This window comes from Flaviflexus huanghaiensis (assembly GCF_014118685.1).
In the GTDB taxonomy this organism is placed as follows: Bacteria; Actinomycetota; Actinomycetes; order Actinomycetales; family Actinomycetaceae; genus Flaviflexus; species Flaviflexus huanghaiensis.
Genome location: NZ_JACFAK010000009.1, coordinates 87,525 through 106,437 on the forward strand (window position 1 = coordinate 87,525; position 18,913 = coordinate 106,437).

General features: G+C 61.8%; 18 protein-coding genes and 1 pseudogene. 7 read left to right on the top strand and 12 right to left on the bottom strand.

Annotated elements, in window-relative coordinates:
• Positions 1–4 precede the first annotated feature (4 nt).
• The 5 genes from ftsL to dinB all read right to left on the bottom strand — a co-directional run bounded on the left by ftsL (position 5) and on the right by dinB (position 3,718).
• A complete protein-coding gene (gene ftsL, locus H7E91_RS08135; protein WP_182354598.1) occupies positions 5–400 on the bottom strand; it encodes a cell division protein FtsL in 396 nt (131 codons plus the stop codon).
• Positions 397–1,338 carry a 16S rRNA (cytosine(1402)-N(4))-methyltransferase RsmH gene (gene rsmH / locus H7E91_RS08140; protein WP_241698480.1) on the bottom strand — a complete coding sequence of 314 codons (942 nt, stop codon included), beginning with the start codon at positions 1,336–1,338 and terminating at the stop codon, positions 397–399. The genes ftsL and rsmH overlap by 4 nt, the downstream gene beginning before the upstream one ends.
• Before the next feature lie 98 nt (positions 1,339–1,436).
• Positions 1,437–1,868, bottom strand: coding sequence for a division/cell wall cluster transcriptional repressor MraZ (mraZ, locus tag H7E91_RS08145; protein ID WP_182354600.1), 432 nt, complete (start codon positions 1,866–1,868; stop codon positions 1,437–1,439).
• A 246-nt stretch (positions 1,869–2,114) separates the two neighbouring features.
• Positions 2,115–2,516 (bottom strand): DUF3040 domain-containing protein, encoded by a 402-nt coding sequence (locus H7E91_RS08150; protein WP_182354601.1) that lies wholly within the window; start codon positions 2,514–2,516, stop codon positions 2,115–2,117.
• Entirely contained in the window at positions 2,513–3,718 is a 1,206-nt protein-coding gene (gene dinB, locus H7E91_RS08155) for a DNA polymerase IV (RefSeq protein WP_182354602.1), read from the bottom strand. The genes H7E91_RS08150 and dinB overlap by 4 nt, the downstream gene beginning before the upstream one ends.
• Positions 3,719–3,743: 25 nt before the next feature.
• Between dinB and H7E91_RS11790 the strand changes: the two genes are divergently transcribed.
• Positions 3,744–4,493, top strand: a complete 750-nt coding sequence (locus tag H7E91_RS11790; protein ID WP_241698481.1) for a spermidine synthase — start codon at positions 3,744–3,746, stop codon at positions 4,491–4,493.
• A 217-nt stretch (positions 4,494–4,710) separates the two neighbouring features.
• On the opposite strand, the pseudogene H7E91_RS08160 reads toward H7E91_RS11790, so the two are convergent.
• Both H7E91_RS08160 and H7E91_RS08165 read right to left on the bottom strand, forming a co-directional pair.
• Positions 4,711–5,706, bottom strand: a pseudogene (locus H7E91_RS08160) (MFS transporter); the annotation flags it as partial.
• A gap of 24 nt (positions 5,707–5,730) precedes the next feature.
• On the bottom strand, positions 5,731–6,651 hold the full coding sequence (locus H7E91_RS08165; RefSeq protein WP_182354604.1) for a PAC2 family protein: 921 nt from the start codon (positions 6,649–6,651) through the stop codon (positions 5,731–5,733).
• Positions 6,652–6,727: 76 nt separating this feature from the next.
• Here H7E91_RS08165 and H7E91_RS08170 point away from each other — a divergent pair, with 76 nt between their 5' ends.
• The 4 genes from H7E91_RS08170 to H7E91_RS08185 are packed head-to-tail and all read left to right on the top strand — an operon-like array spanning position 6,728 to position 12,352.
• Positions 6,728–8,797, top strand: a complete 2,070-nt coding sequence (locus H7E91_RS08170; protein WP_241698482.1) for a HelD family protein — start codon at positions 6,728–6,730, stop codon at positions 8,795–8,797.
• Positions 8,797–9,198: a DUF3151 domain-containing protein gene (locus tag H7E91_RS08175; protein ID WP_182354606.1), complete on the top strand. Its 402-nt coding sequence runs from the start codon at positions 8,797–8,799 to the stop codon at positions 9,196–9,198. Before H7E91_RS08170 ends, H7E91_RS08175 begins: the two co-directional genes overlap by 1 nt.
• Before the next feature lie 58 nt (positions 9,199–9,256).
• Positions 9,257–10,465, top strand: coding sequence for a phosphoglycerate dehydrogenase (gene serA, locus H7E91_RS08180; protein WP_182354607.1), 1,209 nt, complete (start codon positions 9,257–9,259; stop codon positions 10,463–10,465).
• 57 nt (positions 10,466–10,522) lie between these two features.
• Positions 10,523–12,352, top strand: a complete 1,830-nt coding sequence (locus H7E91_RS08185) for an AMP-binding protein (RefSeq protein WP_182354608.1) — start codon at positions 10,523–10,525, stop codon at positions 12,350–12,352.
• Between the two features lie 114 nt (positions 12,353–12,466).
• Here the strand turns inward: H7E91_RS08185 and nrdR are convergent, their stop codons facing one another.
• Together nrdR and H7E91_RS08195 are read right to left on the bottom strand one after the other, a co-directional pair.
• Positions 12,467–12,937, bottom strand: coding sequence for a transcriptional regulator NrdR (gene nrdR / locus H7E91_RS08190; RefSeq protein ID WP_182354609.1), 471 nt, complete (start codon positions 12,935–12,937; stop codon positions 12,467–12,469).
• A 19-nt stretch (positions 12,938–12,956) separates the two neighbouring features.
• Positions 12,957–13,235, bottom strand: coding sequence for a hypothetical protein (locus tag H7E91_RS08195; RefSeq protein ID WP_182354610.1), 279 nt, complete (start codon positions 13,233–13,235; stop codon positions 12,957–12,959).
• 173 nt (positions 13,236–13,408) lie between these two features.
• Here H7E91_RS08195 and lexA point away from each other — a divergent pair, with 173 nt between their 5' ends.
• Complete coding sequence (gene lexA / locus H7E91_RS08200; protein WP_182354611.1) at positions 13,409–14,053, top strand: transcriptional repressor LexA; 645 nt, start codon at positions 13,409–13,411, stop codon at positions 14,051–14,053.
• A 36-nt stretch (positions 14,054–14,089) separates the two neighbouring features.
• Here the strand turns inward: lexA and H7E91_RS08205 are convergent, their stop codons facing one another.
• The gene (locus H7E91_RS08205) at positions 14,090–15,988 is read right to left on the bottom strand and encodes an ATP-dependent DNA helicase (RefSeq protein WP_182354612.1); all 1,899 of its coding nucleotides are present in this window, start codon (positions 15,986–15,988) and stop codon (positions 14,090–14,092) included.
• Positions 15,921–17,342, bottom strand: coding sequence for a GTPase HflX (gene hflX, locus H7E91_RS08210; protein WP_182354613.1), 1,422 nt, complete (start codon positions 17,340–17,342; stop codon positions 15,921–15,923). Before hflX ends, H7E91_RS08205 begins: the two co-directional genes overlap by 68 nt.
• A 77-nt stretch (positions 17,343–17,419) precedes the next feature.
• Between hflX and H7E91_RS08215 the strand changes: the two genes are divergently transcribed.
• On the top strand, positions 17,420–18,040 hold the full coding sequence (locus H7E91_RS08215; RefSeq protein ID WP_182354614.1) for a methyltransferase: 621 nt from the start codon (positions 17,420–17,422) through the stop codon (positions 18,038–18,040).
• Here the strand turns inward: H7E91_RS08215 and H7E91_RS08220 are convergent.
• On the bottom strand, positions 18,006–18,905 hold the full coding sequence (locus H7E91_RS08220; protein ID WP_182354615.1) for a diaminopimelate epimerase: 900 nt from the start codon (positions 18,903–18,905) through the stop codon (positions 18,006–18,008). The genes H7E91_RS08215 and H7E91_RS08220 overlap by 35 nt on opposite strands.
• Positions 18,906–18,913 lie beyond the last annotated feature (8 nt).

Sequence of the window (18,913 nt, forward strand, 5' to 3'; positions counted from 1 at the left end):
GCCATTATGGCGCGTTGCCTCCGATGCCGGCGCTAACGACACCTTCTCCCAGGTCAACGTGTCGAATCTCGGATGCCGGAACGAGTCCGAGAGCCTCTGCACGCACCCGCAATTCAACCGCTGTCGACGCCTGCGCGATCTCATCGACGAGTGTGCCCTGCGTGTCTGCCAGGTCGTTGAGAAGAACTTGTTTCTGCTGGATTTCGTAGGCCCCTTCGACCATGGCGGTGTTAAGAGCAAAGACTGTCGCAAGGGCACCGCAGAACAGTATGATGCAGGCGATCGTCGCCGCGACAAAGCCCCGTACCGGTGCGGGGCTCGGAACAACTTCGATCGTCGGTAGTCCGGTGACGATGGGCCGGCGTACGGGGCGAGCTGGTGCGTGGGCTGAGGCGCTCATCGTCTTCCTTCGTGTAGTTTCTCGCAGGCACGGACCCGTACCGACGCTGATCGGGGATTGGCGGCTATTTCGGCCTCGTCGGCCTGGATGGCCCGTGTCGTGATAAGCCGGAAAGGTGGAGAGTCCATTTGGACAGGCACGCCGATCGGCGTTGTCGATGTCGCTCCGCCTTGCATTGCACGCTTGACAATGCGGTCCTCGAGCGAGTGGTACGACTCGACGACGAGTCTGCCTCCGACCTCGAGCGCATCCATGGCCCGCGGGATTGCTCGCTCGAGAATGCCGAGCTCGTCGTTCACAGCGATCCGTAGCGCCTGGAACGTCCGCTTCGCGGGATTACCTCCCGTGCGCCGAGCGGCAGCCGGAATGGCCGACTTCACCAGCTCAGCGAGCTCACCGGTCGTTATCGAGGCTCTGTCGGGATGTTCGACGATTCGTGAGGCGATCCGCGAGGCAAACTTCTCCTCCCCATAAAGGGAGATGATCCGTGCCAGCTCACCGTGCGTTGCCTCGGAGATGAGTTGAGACGCGGTCCTGCCCTTCGAGGTATCCATCCGCATGTCGAGCGGAGCATCCTGGGAGTAGGCGAACCCGCGGGCCGCATCGTCGAGCTGGAGCGACGAGACACCGAGGTCCATGAGGATCGCATTCGGTCGACCGTACATGGCCGTAATGTCTTCGATTCTGTCGTATTCAGCGTGCTCGGCGATAAACCTGTCGCCAAAAGGGGCAAGCCTGTCCGATGCGAGCGTGATTGCCTGAGGATCGCGGTCGATTCCGATGACTCGGACATCCGGGAACCTCGTAAGCGCGGCCTCAGTGTGGCCGCCCATGCCGAGTGTGGCGTCGAAGAGAAGGGAGGGTCCGTCGATCGCAGGGGCAAGAAGCTCCATACATGTGTCGACGAGCACGGGAACGTGCTTGTCCGCTGCGCTCATCGCACCTCCTGACAAACCCTTAACGGCGGTTCCCTCCCGTATCTCTGGCATTGGGGAATTGGTGCCAGAACCACGGGAGGGAGCCGCCGCCAAGGCGGCTATAGAACTCCTGGGATAATCTCTTCGTCCCGCTCCGCGAACGCGGCCTCCTGCTCTTCCAGGAAGCGTGCCCACGACTGCGAGTTCCAGATCTCGACACGGTTACCCGCACCGATGACCGCGAGGTCACGCTCGAGGCCCGCATACGTCCGCAGGTTTGCCGGGATGTTAATTCTTCCCTGCTTATCGGGCTCCTGGTCGACTGCTCCTGAAAGAAAAACCCGCAGGTAGTTGCGGGCTTCCCTGTTCGAGAGGGGTGCCTTCCGGGCGTCCTCCTGCATGTGCATGAAGTCCTCGACCTTGAACACGTACAAACAGTGCTCTTGGCCTCGCGTAATGACCAGACCGCCAGCGAGTTGCTCGCGGTACTTGGCAGGCAGAATCACACGCCCCTTGTCGTCGAGTTTGGGCTCGTACGTGCCTAGGAACATCTGACTCACCTCCCCGGCCATCAGCTGGCCACCACTTTACCCCACTTCCCCCCACGCGCAAGGGGAATACGCGCTCAAGGTCGGCTCTTCCCTTGATACCGCAGGGAAATATTGGGTGGAGGAGAAAAGCTGCCTTTGATGGCACACGTTGACGCACCGAGGGGCGCAATCGGAGTGGAGGCGGCTGAGGCGCACGAAAAACCCGGCCGAAGCCGGGTCAACGATGTGTGTGGAGGGGTGTGGGGGTCAGCGGCCGTCCTGCTCGCGGCGGCGGTTCCACAACTCTTCCTGACGCGACATAAATGACGCCTTCGGATCCTCGGTAGGACGTGGCGCTCCTCCACCCGGGGTGAGTTGACCGATCGGTCCAGAGAACGTGTACATCGCACCTCCAAGCATGACAACGAAGCCGATGATGCCGAGCCAGCTCAGGCTAAAGGCAACCGCGGCGATCAGCACGCCGAGACCGGCAACGATGATGAAGATGCCGAGAACAAGTCTCCTGAGTGAGACCTGCCGGGCAGGCTGAAAAGACTCGGCCAGCTTTGGATCCTCATCGCGGAGCTGGGCCTCGAGCTGTTCGAGCATCTTCTGCTCATATTCCGACAGCGCCATGACAACCTCCCTAGTGTCGTACCTCAACATCATAGCCGCTCACTGTCCGTTCCCGATAGCAGGGTCCCCGGTCCAACTGCTCCCTGCCCGAAGCGGTTCCTGATTGTGTCCAGGGCTCTTTCAGCTTGTTCCGTGCGACCGTCGTCATCGAGGGTGGCCTGGCCGGAGTCACCGGCCTCAAGGTTTTCCACCCGAACCCCGATGAGGCGAACCCCTCCACCCGGCATCTCCAGTAGCGATGACGCGACGCGATAGATCTCATGTGCGAGGTTTGTCGGTGCCTGGAGCGTATGCGAGCGCGTGATCGTCGTAAAGGATGAGTCGCGGACCTTGATGCTCACGCGCCATGCGACGAGGGACCGCTGTCGGAGCCGACGCGCACACTCGTGAGACTGGTCAAGGATGCGGGCGCGCACCTGTGCGGGGTCGTTGAGGAGGTCAAACGACGTCTCCTCCCTCCCGATCGACTTTTCTACCCGAGACGTCACAACGGGACGCGGGTCGATCCCATTCGCGAGCCGCCACAACATGCCCCCGGACTTGCCGAGTACTCGCTCGAGACTGTCCTGGGACAGCTCCCGAACATCTGCCACCGAGCGGATGCCGCGCTGCTCAAGACGACGTTTCGTCGCCTCCCCGACACCCCAGAGTGCACCGAGCGGCAGCTCGCCGAGGAAGGCCTCCGTCTCGTCTTTGGGGACGAGGAGAAGACCATCCGGTTTCGCGTGTGCGGACGCGATTTTCGCAACATGCTTTGTCGCTGCGATCCCAACGGATGCAGGCACGCCCTCCCGTTTTCGGATCTCCTGGCGGATGAGATGACCAATCTCGACGGGCGTGCGCCTGCGATCTCCCGACACGTCGAGGAAAGCCTCGTCGACCGAGACCTGTTCGAGCAGGGGCGTGAAGGAGGAGAGGATCTCCATGACCCGGCGGGCCACGGCCGAATAGACGCCGTGCCGGACGGGGATCATGATGAGGTCGGGGCACAGCCGTTTCGCCTGCGCCACCGGCATCGCCGAGTTCACGCCGAAGGCTCGTGCCTCGTAGGAGGCCGACGTGACCACGCCGCGCTCAGCACCGCCGACCGCGACGGGGAGCCCGCGCAGGTGCGGTCGCTCCAGGAGCTCGACTTCGACGAAGAAGGCATCCATGTCGACGTGGAGGATGGGGGTGTGAGAGTCGTCGCTTCCGAGCGGCCTGCGGGCAGAGGCCGAGCGTGGGCCGCGAGACATTTGTGCCTCCCTTAGGCTGGTGGTTATGGAAGAAATGACGACAATGGGAACCGCCCGCATCGAGGTCGATCCCGACCGTCCCTCACTGCTCATACTCTATCTAGACGGGGTGCCATCGTCAGCGATCGATCTGACCGACCCCGAGTACCTCGAGTTCGAGTACATGCAGCACATGCGAATCCTCGCTGAAGCGGCCCGACCGCGCGGTACAAAGATGCGAGCACTCCACATCGGCGGCGCGGGCTGTGCACTGGCACGTGCCTTCGCGTCGTCTCACCCGCCTGCCCATCAGCTCGCGGTCGAGATTGACGCGATACTCGCGCACAAGGTGCGCGAGTGGTTTCCCCTTCCCCGCTCGCCACAGCTACGGATTAGGGTGGCCGAGGGTCGAACGGTTCTGCACGGTCAGGCTGGCCGGAACTGGGACATTATCGTGCGCGATGCGTTCGCACAGGGGACGGTTCCCTACCAGCTCATGACACACGAGGCTGCGGTCGATGCCCGCAATGCGCTTGCGCCGGACGGCGTTTATCTTGTCAATCTTTCCCGCCACTACAAGCCCGAGCTCGCCACCCTCATGGCTGCCTTCGACCACGTCGTCGCTATTACGGACCCTGCCGTCTGGTCGGGCAGGCGCTACGGCAACATCACGGTCGGCGCGTCCATGGCGCCCTGGCCGGAGATGCATCGGGAGGTTTACCGCCTGCCTCTGCCCGCCCGGATTTATTCTGACCTGACTCCATCCGCTGCGCCTCTGCACGACGTTCCCGAATAATCCGTTCGATCGCAACCCTCGCTGGCTCGATCCGAAGGCCCTTTTCCTTCTCAAATCGACGTTTTGCGAACGGACTGACTGAGAGAAAACCCACGACGCCCACCGCGACGATGATGGCTTGCGACGCCATGGCGATCCTGTAGTCGGCAGCGCTGTAATCACCATCTGGTGCCCGCCAGTCGAGGACAAGCCCGATGAGAAGAGAAGCCGCCAGGGCCGCAATGAATCCGCCCTGATTGATCATGCCGTTCGCTGTTCCGAGCCTGCTAAGCGGCACGGCTGTCCTGCCGAGGTCGAACGCAATGGCCGAGCCGGAGCCCGTGAGCGCCAAGACGACGAGGAGCACCCCGAACTCCCAGACCCTGATAGGTCTGGGAAGGAGGAGGAGATAGGTCCAGCAGAGCGTGAAGATGACCATGATGGCGAGGATCGGCATGGGGCGACGCAGTGGGTGCCGCGACGTCATCCGCGCAACGAGGGGGCCGGTCATGACCCCGGCTGCAGGGGCGATGATGAGGAGGGCCGCTGCGGTCTGCTGGTCCACGCCGTTGACGACCATGAACGGCACTCCCCACAGCAGGAGGAACACGTGGCCCGGGAAACCAAGGGTGAAGTGAGTCCAGAAACCCTGCCACACTCCCGGGTGGGTGAAGGTGCCCCCGCTCGCCTTCGTTATCGAGGTCGAGAACTCTCGCTTCTCCCTGATGAAGAACGCGGCGATGAGTGCGATGACAGCGCCGGCTGTACCCATGGCGACGAAGGCAGTCTCCCATCCGTACCGCGCGAGAATCATGGCGAACGGCACGGAGGAGATGACCTGGCCCGCCTGTCCACATATACCTGTCAGCTGTGTAAAGAGAGGGACCCGTCGCGGCGCGAACCATTGCGGCACGAGACGGAGTACCGATGTGAATGCCGATGCATCGCCCATGCCAATAAGGACACGAGCGCCGAGTGCGGATGGGTAGGTGGCCGCGAGCGCGAGCCAGATCTGCCCGCCCGCAAGAATAACGGCGCCGATGAGAAGAACTGGTCGGGAGCCGAATCGGTCAAGAAGTAACCCCAGCGGGATCTGGCAGGCTGCATAGACGCCAAGCTGGATGACCGTGAACATTGAGAGCTCTGCCGCCGAAATATCGAATCGGGAGAGCGCATCGAGGGAAGCGACGCCAAAGCTCGTTCGGGCGGCAATGGCCATGATGTACACGGCCATGCCTGCCAGCCAGACGCGCACGGGTTAGTCGTCGTCGCGCCGGACGTGCCGACCACGCTTACGTTTCGGTTGATCTGCACGGCGTGCCAGGTACTTCTCCGCTGCCTCCCCGATCTCGTCAGCGGTTGGGATCTCCGGCAACTCATCGTTGGGCAGGACGAAACCAGAGTTCGGGCCCTCCGTGTCGTAGTCCTCCTCGAGTGAGGAGACAAGCGAGCGGAAGTCCTCCTGCGCGCCGTAAATCGCCTCGATCTGGTCGGTCTCCGTTTGGGCGACACGTTCGAGGTCGCCCACGGGTAGAGCGAGCCCTGAGTCGTCAGCGACGAACGCGGCTACCGCGCCCGCCGCGGATGCATAGATGTTGTTGACGAGATAGAACGGAACTCGCGCGAGGACCGACGACGTGTCGATTCCGGATGCGCCGAGCGTGTACACGAGGAATTCCGAGAAGTTCACCGACTGGATATATGTCGCATCCTGTTCTGGATACGTCCTGCGATAACCGCGGATGAGGAGGTCAACGGGCCTCGTGTGCGGTATGCCGGATGGTAGTCCGCCGATAGCGTAGAACTTCTCCACCCCGAACTGTGTCGCGAGCTGGAGGACGCCTTCGGCAAGCGAGTGCCAGCGCAGGTCTGGTTCATTGCCGCGAAGGACAAGGAGCTTTTCCCCTTCGATGTCCTCGACGACAAAGACGTCGAGGCGAGGGTCGACCATGCGCGTCATTGCACCGTTCTCGAACGTGATCATCGGCCTTTCAGAACGGAAGTCGAAAATTCGATCCGGATCGAACGACGCGACGAGATCGCCTTCGCCGAAGGCTTGGGCAATGGAGCCGGCGATCCCGCCGGCGTCGAATGGACCCCCGCCGACCGCGCATATCAGTGTCGAGATCTGCTGCGGGGTTTCGTCGGGATCTGACGTGAATTCCAGCAGGTCGGTCATGGTCCACCTCCGCTCAATGATGACAACCGCTTGTCTCTCTTGGATAATTGTATGTCTCATGAGCGATGGAGAATCAATGGATGCAGTGTCCGAGGAGCAGACCTACGTCGATAGAGCCTATTCGAGGCTCGACTCCTTAGCCGCGGGCTATACCCGCAGACTGGCGGAAATTCGCCGGGAAGGGGGACGGGGCAACCCTGAGCAGCTGTTCCAGCGGGATTCGTTCGCCGCCGATTACGAAGATCACCTCGCCCGCCTGTCGCACGTCGAACATCAGCTCGTGCTCGGCCGGCTCGATTCCGAAAACGGCGATATAGGTCACATTGGGCGCATCGGGCTGCGTGATGAGGACCGCAATGTGATTCTTCTCGACTGGCGTGCGCCGCAGGCTGAACCGTTCTACCAGGCCACCGCCCTCAACCCCCAGGGCATGGTGCGCCGCCGCCACATCCAATCGCGCCTGCGCAGAGTCGTCTCCGTCGAAGATGAACTGCTCACATCCGATGCTGAGGCGACCGCGAATCTCAATCTCACGGGCGAGGGCGCCCTCATGGCGTCCCTCGGATCTGCCCGGCAGGGTCATATGAGCGACATCGTTGCGACGATCCAGGCGGAGCAGGATCGCATCATTCGCGCCGACTCGACCGGCGTTCTTATCGTCCAGGGAGGCCCCGGTACCGGTAAGACGGCTGTTGCGCTCCATCGAGCCGCCTACCTGCTGTACGCGCATAGAAACAGACTGGCGAACTCGGGGGTTCTCATCCTCGGCCCCTCCTCCTCATTCCTCTCCTTCATCTCACGCGTCCTGCCCTCCCTGGGCGAGTCAGACGTCGTGTCCTCCACGATCGCGGACCTTCTCCCGGGCATCGTCGCAAACGGTATCGACAGCCCGCGGGCCAGCGAGATCAAGGGCCGAGCCGTGTGGGCGCGGGTCGCGAAGCGTGCTGTCGAGTACCTCCAGCGGCCACTGACAACGCCCGTCACACTTCGCATTAACTCCTTCGACGTCGAGCTCACTCCGGACATCATCGCAACCGGCCATGCACGCGCACGCCGGAGCGACCGCCCGCACAACGAGGCACGTCAGTCCTATGCCCGTGCTGTCATCGAGGAACTCGTCAGGAGGTACCTTGCTGTGTCGGAGACGGAAGAGCAGGACTGGCTCACGGCCGACATTGCCTCGAATGACCAGGTCCGACGCGCAGTCAATCTCTGCTGGCTACCCGCGACGCCGACGTGGTTGCTCGAGCACCTCTACGCCCATCCCGCTCTTCTCAAGAAGCTCGCCCCAGAACTCTCTGATGAAGAGCGAGCTCATCTCCATCGGCCACGAGGATCCGACTTCACACAGGCAGATATTCCAATCCTCGACGAACTTGCTGAGCTCCTTGGCGATGTCCCGGTCGCGGAATCTGGTGACGACAGCCTTGAATCCTACGCGAGCGCGACGATCGCGGGAATGGACGTCGGTGGGGGCATCGTGACCGGCAAGATGCTGGCAGAGCGTCAGCGGCAGGGCGGTCGGCGCCTTCCGCTCGCCGAGCGCGCCGCACAGGACCGCACGTGGGCATACGGTCATGCCGTTGTCGACGAGGCCCAGGAGCTGTCACCACTTGCCTGGCGGATGGTCGCCCGGCGCGTCCCGTCCCGCTCGCTGACGATCGTTGGGGACCTCGATCAGCGCCCCTCCGGCGCACCCGACGGCGGCTGGCGCGAGCTTCTCGGACCGCTTGCGAGCCACATGCGCGAAGAGGTACTGACGATCTCGTACCGCACCCCGGCAGCCGTCCTCGAAGAGGCCGAAGCGGCCATGAACAGACGCAACATCACGCTGCGACACCCGGTTAGGGCCGTGCGGAAAGTCGACGGATCACTGCGCCGCGAGGAGCTCGACACGGCGATCGAGCAGGAGCTGGAGTTCTTGGAGACAGAGTTCGGTCCCGGCCAGGGCCTCATCGCGATCATTTCCGAGAATCCGCCCATCATCGACCATCCGCAGATCAGTACGATGACTCCGCGGGAGGCGAAGGGTCTTGAGTTCGACTCGGTCATCATCGATGGGACGATTGTGGCGCCGGGTGACCTCTACGTCGCCATGACGCGTCCCACTCAGCACCTCATCATCACGCCCGGAACGGAGATCTAATGCATATTTCAATCGGCCCTGAGCCCACCTATCTGCCTGAAGAGCCCGAGGTTCTCGCCCTTATGACGACCGCCTCACCCGAGGATGTCGCGCGCCGACATCCCGAGTCCCCGCTCGCGTGGGCACGGCTCTCGCAGCTCGCGTGGACCGAGGGCCGGGAGCTGGACTCGTATGCATACGCCCGCGTCGGATATCACCGCGGTCTCGACTCACTGCGCCGCGCGGGGTGGCGCGGTACGGGGCCCGTTCCCGCATCTCATGAACCGAATCTGGGCTTCCTCCAGGCCCTCTATTGCCTTGGCCGCGCGGCTGAAGCGATCGGCGAGACAGCTGAAGTTGATCGGATTGAGTCATTCCTCGACGATTGTGATCCTGCCGCGCGGGAGATGTTCGCCTCATAGCTTCTCAGCAGATGGGTTACATTTGCCCGTCTGGCGCTCCTGCGGCGAAGATGGGGTAATGACCCGTGCCCTGCTTCTTGAAAACCCCCATTCAAATGCTGACGCCGCATTCGTCCGCGCCGGCATCGAGGTCGTTCGCCATCACGGTGCGCTCGACGAAGCCGACCTCATCGAGGCCCTCGACGGTTTCGACATGCTGGGCATCCGATCGAAGACTGAGGTGACCCAAAAGGTCATCGATGCCCACCCCGACCTGCTCGCCATCGGAACGTTCTCGATCGGCACGAACCAAATTGACCTCGAAGCCGCGACGAGCCGCGGAGTCGCGGTGTTCAACGCTCCGTACTCGAACACACGCTCGGTCGTCGAGCTCGCCATCGGCGAGATCATCTCTCTGTCGCGTCGGCTTCCAGTTCAGAATGATGCGCTGCACCGTGGTATTTGGGACAAGTCCGCGGTCGGAGCGCACGAAGTGCGCGGCCGCACACTCGGCATCATCGGGTTCGGCAACATCGGCATGCAGCTCTCCGTCGTGGCGGAAGCACTCGGCATGAGGGTCGTCTTCTATGACACGGCCGAAAAGCTCATCATCGGCAACGCGCGACGCATGAACTCGATGGAGGAGCTCCTCGAGGTGTCCGACATCGTCTCCATCCATGTCGATGGCCGCGCGTCGAACAAGAATCTCTTCGGGGAACCAGAGTTCGCGATGATGAAGCCCGGGGCAATCTTCCTCAACCTGTCCCGCGGGTTCCTTGTCGACGTCGATGCGCTCGCCACCCGCATCAAGAACGGCCACATAGCAGGAGCTGGCGTCGACGTCTTCCCCACCGAGCCGCGCGCCAACGGGGACCACTTTGATTCGGTCCTCACTGGCCTGCCGAACGTCATCCTCACCCCTCACGTGGGCGGCTCGACCGAGGAAGCGCAACGAGCAATCGGCCTCTTCGTCTCTGAAAAGCTCGTGACGTACTTCCGTAAGGGCGCGACCGACATGTCGATCAATATGCCGCAGATCGTCACCTCGCCCGCCAAATCATCCCTCTATCGGATCGCCTGGGTGCATTCGAACATGCCTGGAGCTCTCGCAAAAGTTAACAGGATTTTCGCAGAGTCGGGGGCTAACATTGACGCCCAGCAGCTGTCTACGCAGGGCCAGGTTGGTTATGCGGTGACCGACATTTCGTCAAACATTCCACAGGCCGCCGTCGCTGAACTCGCTGCCGCGGAGGAAACTATCCGTCTGAGAGTGCTTTCTCGAGACTGAGACAGCCCAACATGGCAAAATGGAGTGCGTTCCATAATTTTGCGTGAGGAGATCAAGATGGGCCGTCAACACTATGCACCGGGTGTACCGGACGAGATCGAGCTTCCAACAAAGCCGCTCCCAGATCTGCTCAACAGAGCGGTAGCGGAGTTTCCGACACGCCACGCTATCGATTTCATCGGAGCAAAAACGAGCTACGAAGAGCTCGCCGACATGGTGCGCAAGACGGCTTCCATGCTCACTCTGGCCGGGATCAAGCGAGGCGACGTTGTCGCGGCGATCCTGCCAAACTGCACGCAGCACGTCGCTCTCGCGTATGCGACGTGGTCAATCGGCGCAATACTTGCTGAGCACAATCCGCTCGCTCCCGCAAAGGAGCTCGTCGCGCAGATCGAAAACGATGGTGCTCAGGTTGTCATTGGGTGGGAGAAAACACTCGTTGACCTCGCGGACATGCTCCCGGACCGCACGGTTATCGCAGTCAATCTCACGGCAGCCCTTCCCAAGCGCTCACAGATGCTCCTCAAGCTTCCACTCAAGGCGGCCCGCGCACAGCGAGACAAGATGAGAGGCAGAGTGCCGTCTCACGTCTATTCCTTCGAGAAGATGGTGGCGTCGGCACCGTCGTCGTTTGTCGCCGAAGGTCCGGACGTGCATGATGTGGCGGTCTACCTGCACACGGGCGGTACGACTGGGTCGCCAAAGGCAGTCTGCCTTACGCACTTCAACCTCATGGCGAACTGCGAACAGGTCATCGCGTGGCTTCAGTTCGACCGCGGCGAGGAGACCGTCGGGTCGATCCTGCCCTTCTTCCACGCATTCGGAATGATGCTCTCCCTCATTCTCTCGATCGGACTCGCGGCAACACAGGACATCCTGCCCACATTCGATCCCGACATGCTCATCGCAGCGAATAAGAGGCACCCGATCACCTTCTTCGGTGGCGTCCCTCCCATGTACGAGCGCATCCTCGACTCGGCCCGTGGCGAGAAGCTCTTCTCGAAGCTCCGCTACTCCGTGTCGGGGGCTATGCCGCTCGATCCAGATCTAGCTCGCCGCTGGGAGGAGGCAACAGACTCGCTCCTCATCGAGGGTTACGGCATGACCGAAGCGTCTCCGGTCATTTCGGGCTCTCCCGTGTCTTCCAGCCGTCGGCCGTCGACTCTCGGACTCCCGTTCCCGTCCGTCGACGTCAAGGTTGTCGATCCGGAGAATATCGAGAACGAGGTCCCGGACGGCGAGATCGGAGAGCTCCTCGTGCGTGGGCCGAACGTCTTCGTCGGCTACCTCAACGACCCGGAGGAGACTGAGCAGACCCTCCTTCATGGGGAATGGCTTCGAACCGGTGATCTCGTCAAGATGGACGATGGCTTCCTGGTCATGGCGGACCGCCGCAAGGAACTCATCATCACCTCGGGATTCAACATCTACCCATCTCAAGTTGAGGAGGCCGTGCGATCCATGCCGGGAATCCGCGACGTCGCCGTCGTCGGTATGCCGGATGGAAGCCGCGGTGAGGCCGTCGTCGCTGCACTTGTTCTCGAACCCGGAGCATCAATAGACCTCGAGAACGTCCGCAAGTGGACACAGGACAAACTCTCCCACTACTCGATGCCCCGATCGATCGCGATTATGGACGAGCTTCCCCGCTCACAGCTGGGCAAGGTTATGCGCCGCTCGGTACGAGACCAGCTTGACGAACTCGAACTGCAGGCGGGTGTGTGGCGTAGCAAGTTGTCTGCGACCGGAGACGATCTCAGAGAGCGCGCGACTGAACTGCGGGAACGTATCGAGGCGCGGACCCGTCCGCAGGATCCGAAGGCCGCGGATACTCCCGCCGAGTCCGCGGAGAGCCCTTCACACGAGCAGTCGGCCAACGAGAGCTAACGCTCTACGTCTCAGGTCAACGCGAGACGGAACAGTCGGATGGTGCCGCCCAACATGGGCGGCACCATCCTGTTATCAGTCGATAAGGGTACAGATTGCCTCTCGCTACCCGTCCTATTCCTCCGGCGTCGCGCCGTCCGAATCGCTGGCGCGTAGCCCTGCAATCGCGCGATCAAAATCTTCGAGTGTCTCGAAGTTGGAGTAGACCGAGGCAAACCGCAAGTACGCGATCTGGTCGAGCTCACGAAGCGGCCCGAGGATGACACGACCAATTTCATCCGAGTTAATGTGTGCTGCCCCCGAGGCGCGAACTGCCTCTTCGACCTGGCTGGCAAGGACAGCAAGGTCATCGCGAGAGACCGGCCGGCCCTGGCATGCTTTCCACACGCCAGCGATGATTTTTTCGCGCGAGAACGGCTCGGTCGCACCGGAGCGTTTGACGACAACGAGGGATGCTGTCTCGGTTGTTGTGAAACGCCGTTTGCATGCGGGGCACTCCCGCCGCCGGCGAATAGCTTGACCGTCGTCTAAGGAGCGGGAGTCGATGACTCGGGAATCAGTGTTATGACAGAAAGGGCAGTGCACCCTTTCACTTTACACGCGACTAAAAAGTGAGCCACAGCTCAAGGCCAAAGGCAAAGGCAACGCTCGCAGACGCGATGATGCCTACCTTAATAGCTCCAACGAGGCGCTCCATCCCGTTTACGTCCGTCTCTCGGACCGGCGCGACATCGGGAACGGCACGCAATTCGACCCGCTCCGGAGGGGTGACGCTCAGCTTCGGAACATCGATCCGAGCGCGGTTTGACACTGCGCGTAAGCGCGGTACGTCGATGGGGGTCAGGGCTCCGGTGTGCGACCGGCTAGTGAGCAAAGCGCTCATGGTCCGCCTCCTCTGTCTCTCGAACGTTTGTTCTCGAACATCTGTTTGTATACTACCCACGACATGCCGATTAGAACAAGTGTTTGATTGTCCCTGTCGTCACCGCCTATCCTTGACACAACCTAGAAGGCAATCCGGACAGATTTTGGTCGGTCCACTGCGCAGGAGTGAGCATGAGCGAGAAACCGTCAGGACGGCAGCTAAAGATTCTCGAGTTCCTGCGGCAGTTCATCGCAGATAACGGCTACGCGCCGACCGTGAGGGAAACGTGTGCTGGGATCGGCCTGTCAAGCCCCTCGTCGGTCAAGTATCATTTCGATGCCCTGGAGAAGAAGGGGCTCATCGAGCGTGACCCACGTAGGCCCCGTACCCTCATGCTGACCGGCGGTGCGGCCGCAGCGACGCCGGTCGAGGCTCCCATTGAGCTTCGCGCCGAGCATGCTGACTCTGTCAATGTCCCGCTCGTGGGCCGCATCGCCGCAGGCTCCCCCATCCTCGCCGATCAGATGGTCGAAGAGGTATTCTCGATCCCACGCCAAATGACAGGCAGTGGTGAGATGTTCATGCTCGAGGTCTCGGGCGATTCAATGATGGATATCGGCATTTACGACGGGGACTGGGTTGTCGTCCGTCGACAGCAGGTCGCAGAAAATGGTGACATCGTCGCCGCCCTCATCGATGATGAGGCGACGGTCAAGACGTTCGACCGCAGGAATGGACACGTGTGGTTGCTTCCGCAAAACCCGTCGTACGCACCGATTCCGGGAGACCAGTCGACGATCCTCGGCCGTGTTGTCACCGTCATCCGAGCTCTCTGACGCCGGTGGCCCTCAACACGTGGGATCCAGCGTCAGTCAGGTCACCTGCTGACTAAGGCTCATTGACAACCGTTCGAGCGACGATGTCGCGCTTTCGAGATCTGACGTCGGCCACATCGGTGGCAGGCCTGCCCTGAGGTAGCCGCCGTAGGCCTTCGTCACGAGCCGCGAGTCGAAGACGGCGACAACACCACGATCGTTCGTACTCCTGAGCAGTCGGCCAGCTGCCTGAGCGAGTAGGACGGCGGCATGGGTCGCCGACACCTGCATGAACCCGTTCCCGCCGTGCCGCGAGACTTGCTCCGTTCGTGCCTGAGAGACAGGATCATCAGGGCGCGGGAATGGAATTCTGTCGATGAGCACGAGTCGGCACGCGGGACCGGGAATGTCGATGCCCTGCCACAGGGAGAGTGTTCCGATGAGGCAACTTTGCTCGTCGCTCTTGAACTCGTCGACAAGCGTCGACAGCTGATCCTCCCCCTGGCACAGAATCGGAACATCGACGTGCCGCCGGAGGTACTCGGCAGCGACTTCGGCGCCCCGCCTCGAGGAAAACAGCCCGAGCGCCCCGCCCCCCGAGGACCGAATGAGGTCCGCCATGCGCTCAAGGGCCTCTTCGCTCTGGCCATCACGCCCCGGCGGCGGCAGGTCGGTCGCAACGTAGAGGATTCCCTGCCTGCCATAGTCAAACGGCGAGCCGACGTCGATACCGGTCCACGGTCCCTGGCTGGGGAACGCCAAACCAACCTGATTGGCCATCGGGTTGAAGGACCCTCCGATCTCAAGGGTCGCCGATGTGAGGACAGCGGCCCTATCAGCAAAGATCTTGTCAGCGATCGGACCGGCGACGTCAAGAGGTGCACCGTAGAGAGTTTGGTCGGACACCCAGACGACTGTGCCGCGGTCTGCGAGCAGGTCATCGACATCCTTCATGAATGCCTTCGCCCACTGTTCCGATTCGCACGACTCTTTGAGAGCGCGCACCATGGCTCCGAGGGCTTCCCGTACCTCATCTGGGATGATCCGCTTCCGTCCATCGGCGTCTTCTAGTGCCGCGAGTAGGCTGTCGCCATGGCGGCCAAACTCAGTATCGAGTTTGCCGACGGCCCTCATCATGCGAGAGACACGCGCAATATCTGCGGATCCAATTCGGATGGTCAGCTGATTTGTCACTCGACCAACGAGGTCGTGTGCCTCATCGACAATGACAGCGCTTGCGGGCGGGAGCACCTCGATCCCGGACGATTGGACCCCGAGCATCGCGTGATTCGTGATGACGATGTCTGCCTCCATCGCCTCCTGCCGGGCCTTTTCAGGAAAACACTCGGTGAAGAGCGGGCAGTCGCGGCCGTCGCACTCCTGCTTCGACACCGAGATCTGTCGCCAGACAAGATCGGGAACACCCGGGACAAGAGCATCTCGATCGCCCGTTGCGGATTCGAGGGCCCACTTCCTGGCTCGGAGGACCTGCTCACCACTCCGTGTCGCCGTCCCGTCCGCAAAGAGAGCCTCTTGACCGTCCTGGTTGATTCTCTTCAAACACGCATAGTTCTGCCAACCCTTGAGCAGAGCGGTCTTGAGACGGGTTCCGGTCTCGTTCGCGACGGCGTCGATAACTCGGGGAGCATCGTCCTGAGTGATCTGGCGCTGAAGAGCAAGTGTCGCAGTTGAGATGATGGCCCGACTGCCAGTTTTCGCGCACCACATTGCGACGGGCACGAGATAACCCATGGACTTCCCTGTTCCCGTCCCCGCCTGAACGAGAAGATGTCCGCCTTCGTTCAGCGTGGCGAAGACAGCTTCCGCCATGTCAACCTGACCCTCGCGCCGACTGCCTCCGATCGAAGCGACAACGGCGTCAAGGACCTTAATCACTGGCTGTGCGCAGGTCTGCGGCAAGCTCGGGATCAACGAGAGCGGAGATGACGGTGCCATCCTCGCTGTATTCCTCCGAGAGAATCTCGCCTTCGATATGCGTGCGGGATACGAGATCCCCGCGATCAAACGGGACAGTCACGTCAACCTTGACCGAAGGCCGTGGCAAAAGCTCCGCGATCCTACCGCGTAGCTCGTCAAATCCTTCACCGGTCTTTGCGGACACGACAACGGAGCCAGGATATCGGGAGCGAAGGGCCGCCAAGTCGACAGGGTCGGCCAGGTCCGCTTTTGACAGGACGATAAGTTCCTGGACGTCTTCGGCGCCTTCGACATCGGCGAGAACCGCGTGGACGGCGTCGACCTGACCGACAGGGTCGGCGTGAGAAGCGTCGACAACATGGAGCAGGAGGTCCGCTTCGGCCGCCTCCTCAAGAGTGGACCGGAATGCTTCAACGAGCTGGGTAGGTAAGGACCGCACGAACCCGACCGTGTCAGAGATGGTGTAAACCCTGCCGTCGTCGGTGGCGCTACGGCGCACGGTCGGATCGAGCGTGGCAAACAGCGCGTTCTCGACCAGCACACCAGCATCCGTTAACCGGTTCATGAGCGATGACTTGCCCGCGTTCGTGTAGCCGACGACAACGACGGACGGCAATGCGTGTCGACGTCGGTTCGCCCGCTGCGTGCGACGAGCTGGCTCCATTCCCGCAATGTCGCGCTTGAGCTTCACCATCCTCTGATGGATGCGCCGGCGGTCCAGTTCAATCTGGGTCTCGCCCGGGCCGCGGGCCCCGATGCCGTCACCGGCTCCGGCACGGCCGCCCGCCTGGCGCGACATGGACTCGCCCCAACCGCGCAGACGAGGCAGGAGGTATTCGAGTTGCGCGAGTTCGACCTGGGCTTTGCCCTCTCTCGACTTCGCATGCTGGGCAAAAATGTCGAGGATGAGAGTTGTCCGGTCGATGACCTTGACCTTGGCAACATCCTCGAGGTTGCGCCGCTGGTTCGGCGATAGCTCGGAGTCGACAATAACCGTGTCGGCTTTCGTCTCTGCAACAAGCTGGGCGAGTTCCCGTGCTTTACCTGATCCCAGGTATGTGGCGTTGTCCGGTTTTTCCCTGCGCTGAAGAACGCCGCCCCGGACGACGGAGCCTGCCGTCTCGGCGAGTGCTGCGAGCTCTCGCAGTGACACCTCCGCCTCCTCGACCGTGCCTGACGTCCACACCCCGACGAGAATAACGTTCTCCAGTCGGAGACGACGGTATTCGACCTCGGTGATATCTTCGAGTTCGGTCGTCAGATTCGGTATGCGACGGAGTGCGGAACGCTCCTCACGATCGAGGCTGTCGCCCGCATAGTCCGCCCGGTAATCTGCGTCTGCCTGTAGTGCCGTTCCCTTTCGGGAACTCATGTCGCGTTGGGTGATGACACTCTCCTTTTCGTACGGTCATTCTCTCACGTGGCGCCCCTGTGGGATAGTTTAGTGCTGTGCCAGACCACTATTTCTCCCCACAGCCGATCGGGCCCGACAGGCGGCGCGAGTTTCGCTTCACGATCCGCGGCGATGAATTCGCGGTTGTCACAGCGGGAGGAGTATTTTCCCACGACAGAATCGATAGGGGAACCCAGGTTCTGCTCAAATATGTCGACGATCCGCCGCAGAAGGGTCTTCTTGTCGACGTCGGATGCGGGTGGGGGCCGATCACTCTCGCTCTTGCCGCCGCCTCACCCGAGTCAACGGTCCTCGCAGTCGATGTCAACGAACGAGCCCGGGAGCTGACCGCCGCCAACGTGGCAAAAGCAGGGCTGACCAACGTCATCGTCACAGATCCAGAGGAGGCTCTCGCGATCGCACGCGAGCGCGGAATAGCCTGCATCTGGTCAAATCCGCCTGTGAGAATCGGCAAGTCCGCCCTACAGCATCTGCTCGTCGACTGGTTCGAGCATCTGGAAGGATACGCAGATATCGTCATCGCGAAGAACCTCGGGGCGGATTCTTTGTCGGCGTGGCTTGGGACGCAGGGCTACGACGTGAAGCGCATCGGATCGTCCGGCGGATTCCGGGTGCTCCGGGTCAGCGGCCCTCCCCAGCCAGCCCAGTCAGCATAAACTCAGCGACGATCTCGGCTGTGGCGGTCACTTCGACCGAGCCCTCGGTCAGGCGAACCTCTGTGCGGCCATCACGAGACTCCGACTGGTATATTCCGGTCGCGGACTCCCCCGCCCACGTGTAGAGAGCAACAGCCGCGTCGCGGACCCAGTGGTCCCTCGCCGGCTGCTCTTTGCCGTCGCTGAACGCCCTCATCGCAAACACGGTGGCGGGCCGCTCGACTCCATCAAAGTCGAGAAATGCCGTGTCACCCTGGGGGTGGACGAGAATAAGGCTGTCAGCCCGCGGATTGGGATCGTACTGGACACCGCCCGTCGCCGAGACAAGGTCGTCCCCACGCTCGACCGCGACGACGACGGAACGCCGGTCAGAGCTGACCGTCAGTCCTGCCATCATGCCCTCGAGACCATCGAGCGTAACCGCGACGTCGAAACCTCGATCGTTACCCTCGGCGCTCGCAGGCGTTGCGACATCTGCCAACATCGCGTAACCAACTCCTGCCCGCGTGGCGGACCGCGGCCCCGCTACAGTCTCAAAGCCGACTGTCTCTCCATCCTCCATGTCGATGAGACCAGTGACGCGCAGGTAGTGCGCGGCAAGTCTGACAAGCGACCCTGGGTCTGCCATCGGTGTGCCTGTTGAATGCCAGGCATCGATCCGCCAGCTTTGCTCGCCTGTTCCACCCATGATGCGGACAACCCGCATGATCGCGTCCGCTCCGATTCCTCTGCGGCGGTCACATATGAGGGACATGTCGTCCGACCCAAGATCGCGGTGACCGTCGATGTCGGGGAAGATGATGGCATCCCTGCCGCCGGTGTTCCCCTTCGCGAGTGTGAGGCCTTCAAGTTCCGGGATAATCATGAGATCAG

Excerpts from the sequence above, each read along its gene's own strand:
- dinB (WP_182354602.1), bottom strand. The coding sequence starts at position 3,718 with ATGTCTCGCGGCCCACGCTCGGCCTCTGCCCGCAGGCCGCTCGGAAGC.
- rsmH (WP_241698480.1), bottom strand. The coding sequence starts at position 1,338 with ATGAGCGCAGCGGACAAGCACGTTCCCGTGCTCGTCGACACATGTATG.
- H7E91_RS08220 (WP_182354615.1), bottom strand. The coding sequence starts at position 18,905 with ATGATTATCCCGGAACTTGAAGGCCTCACACTCGCGAAGGGGAACACC.
- H7E91_RS08175 (WP_182354606.1), top strand. The coding sequence starts at position 8,797 with ATGCATATTTCAATCGGCCCTGAGCCCACCTATCTGCCTGAAGAGCCC.
- H7E91_RS08195 (WP_182354610.1), bottom strand. The coding sequence starts at position 13,235 with ATGAGCGCTTTGCTCACTAGCCGGTCGCACACCGGAGCCCTGACCCCC.
- H7E91_RS08205 (WP_182354612.1), bottom strand. The coding sequence starts at position 15,988 with ATGGCACCGTCATCTCCGCTCTCGTTGATCCCGAGCTTGCCGCAGACC.
- H7E91_RS11790 (WP_241698481.1), top strand. The coding sequence starts at position 3,744 with ATGGAAGAAATGACGACAATGGGAACCGCCCGCATCGAGGTCGATCCC.
- hflX (WP_182354613.1), bottom strand. The coding sequence starts at position 17,342 with ATGAGTTCCCGAAAGGGAACGGCACTACAGGCAGACGCAGATTACCGG.
- lexA (WP_182354611.1), top strand. The coding sequence starts at position 13,409 with ATGAGCGAGAAACCGTCAGGACGGCAGCTAAAGATTCTCGAGTTCCTG.
- serA (WP_182354607.1), top strand. The coding sequence starts at position 9,257 with ATGACCCGTGCCCTGCTTCTTGAAAACCCCCATTCAAATGCTGACGCC.
- H7E91_RS08170 (WP_241698482.1), top strand. The coding sequence starts at position 6,728 with ATGGATGCAGTGTCCGAGGAGCAGACCTACGTCGATAGAGCCTATTCG.
- H7E91_RS08165 (WP_182354604.1), bottom strand. The coding sequence starts at position 6,651 with ATGACCGACCTGCTGGAATTCACGTCAGATCCCGACGAAACCCCGCAG.
- ftsL (WP_182354598.1), bottom strand. The coding sequence starts at position 400 with ATGAGCGCCTCAGCCCACGCACCAGCTCGCCCCGTACGCCGGCCCATC.
- H7E91_RS08185 (WP_182354608.1), top strand. The coding sequence starts at position 10,523 with ATGGGCCGTCAACACTATGCACCGGGTGTACCGGACGAGATCGAGCTT.
- mraZ (WP_182354600.1), bottom strand. The coding sequence starts at position 1,868 with ATGTTCCTAGGCACGTACGAGCCCAAACTCGACGACAAGGGGCGTGTG.
- H7E91_RS08150 (WP_182354601.1), bottom strand. The coding sequence starts at position 2,516 with ATGATGTTGAGGTACGACACTAGGGAGGTTGTCATGGCGCTGTCGGAA.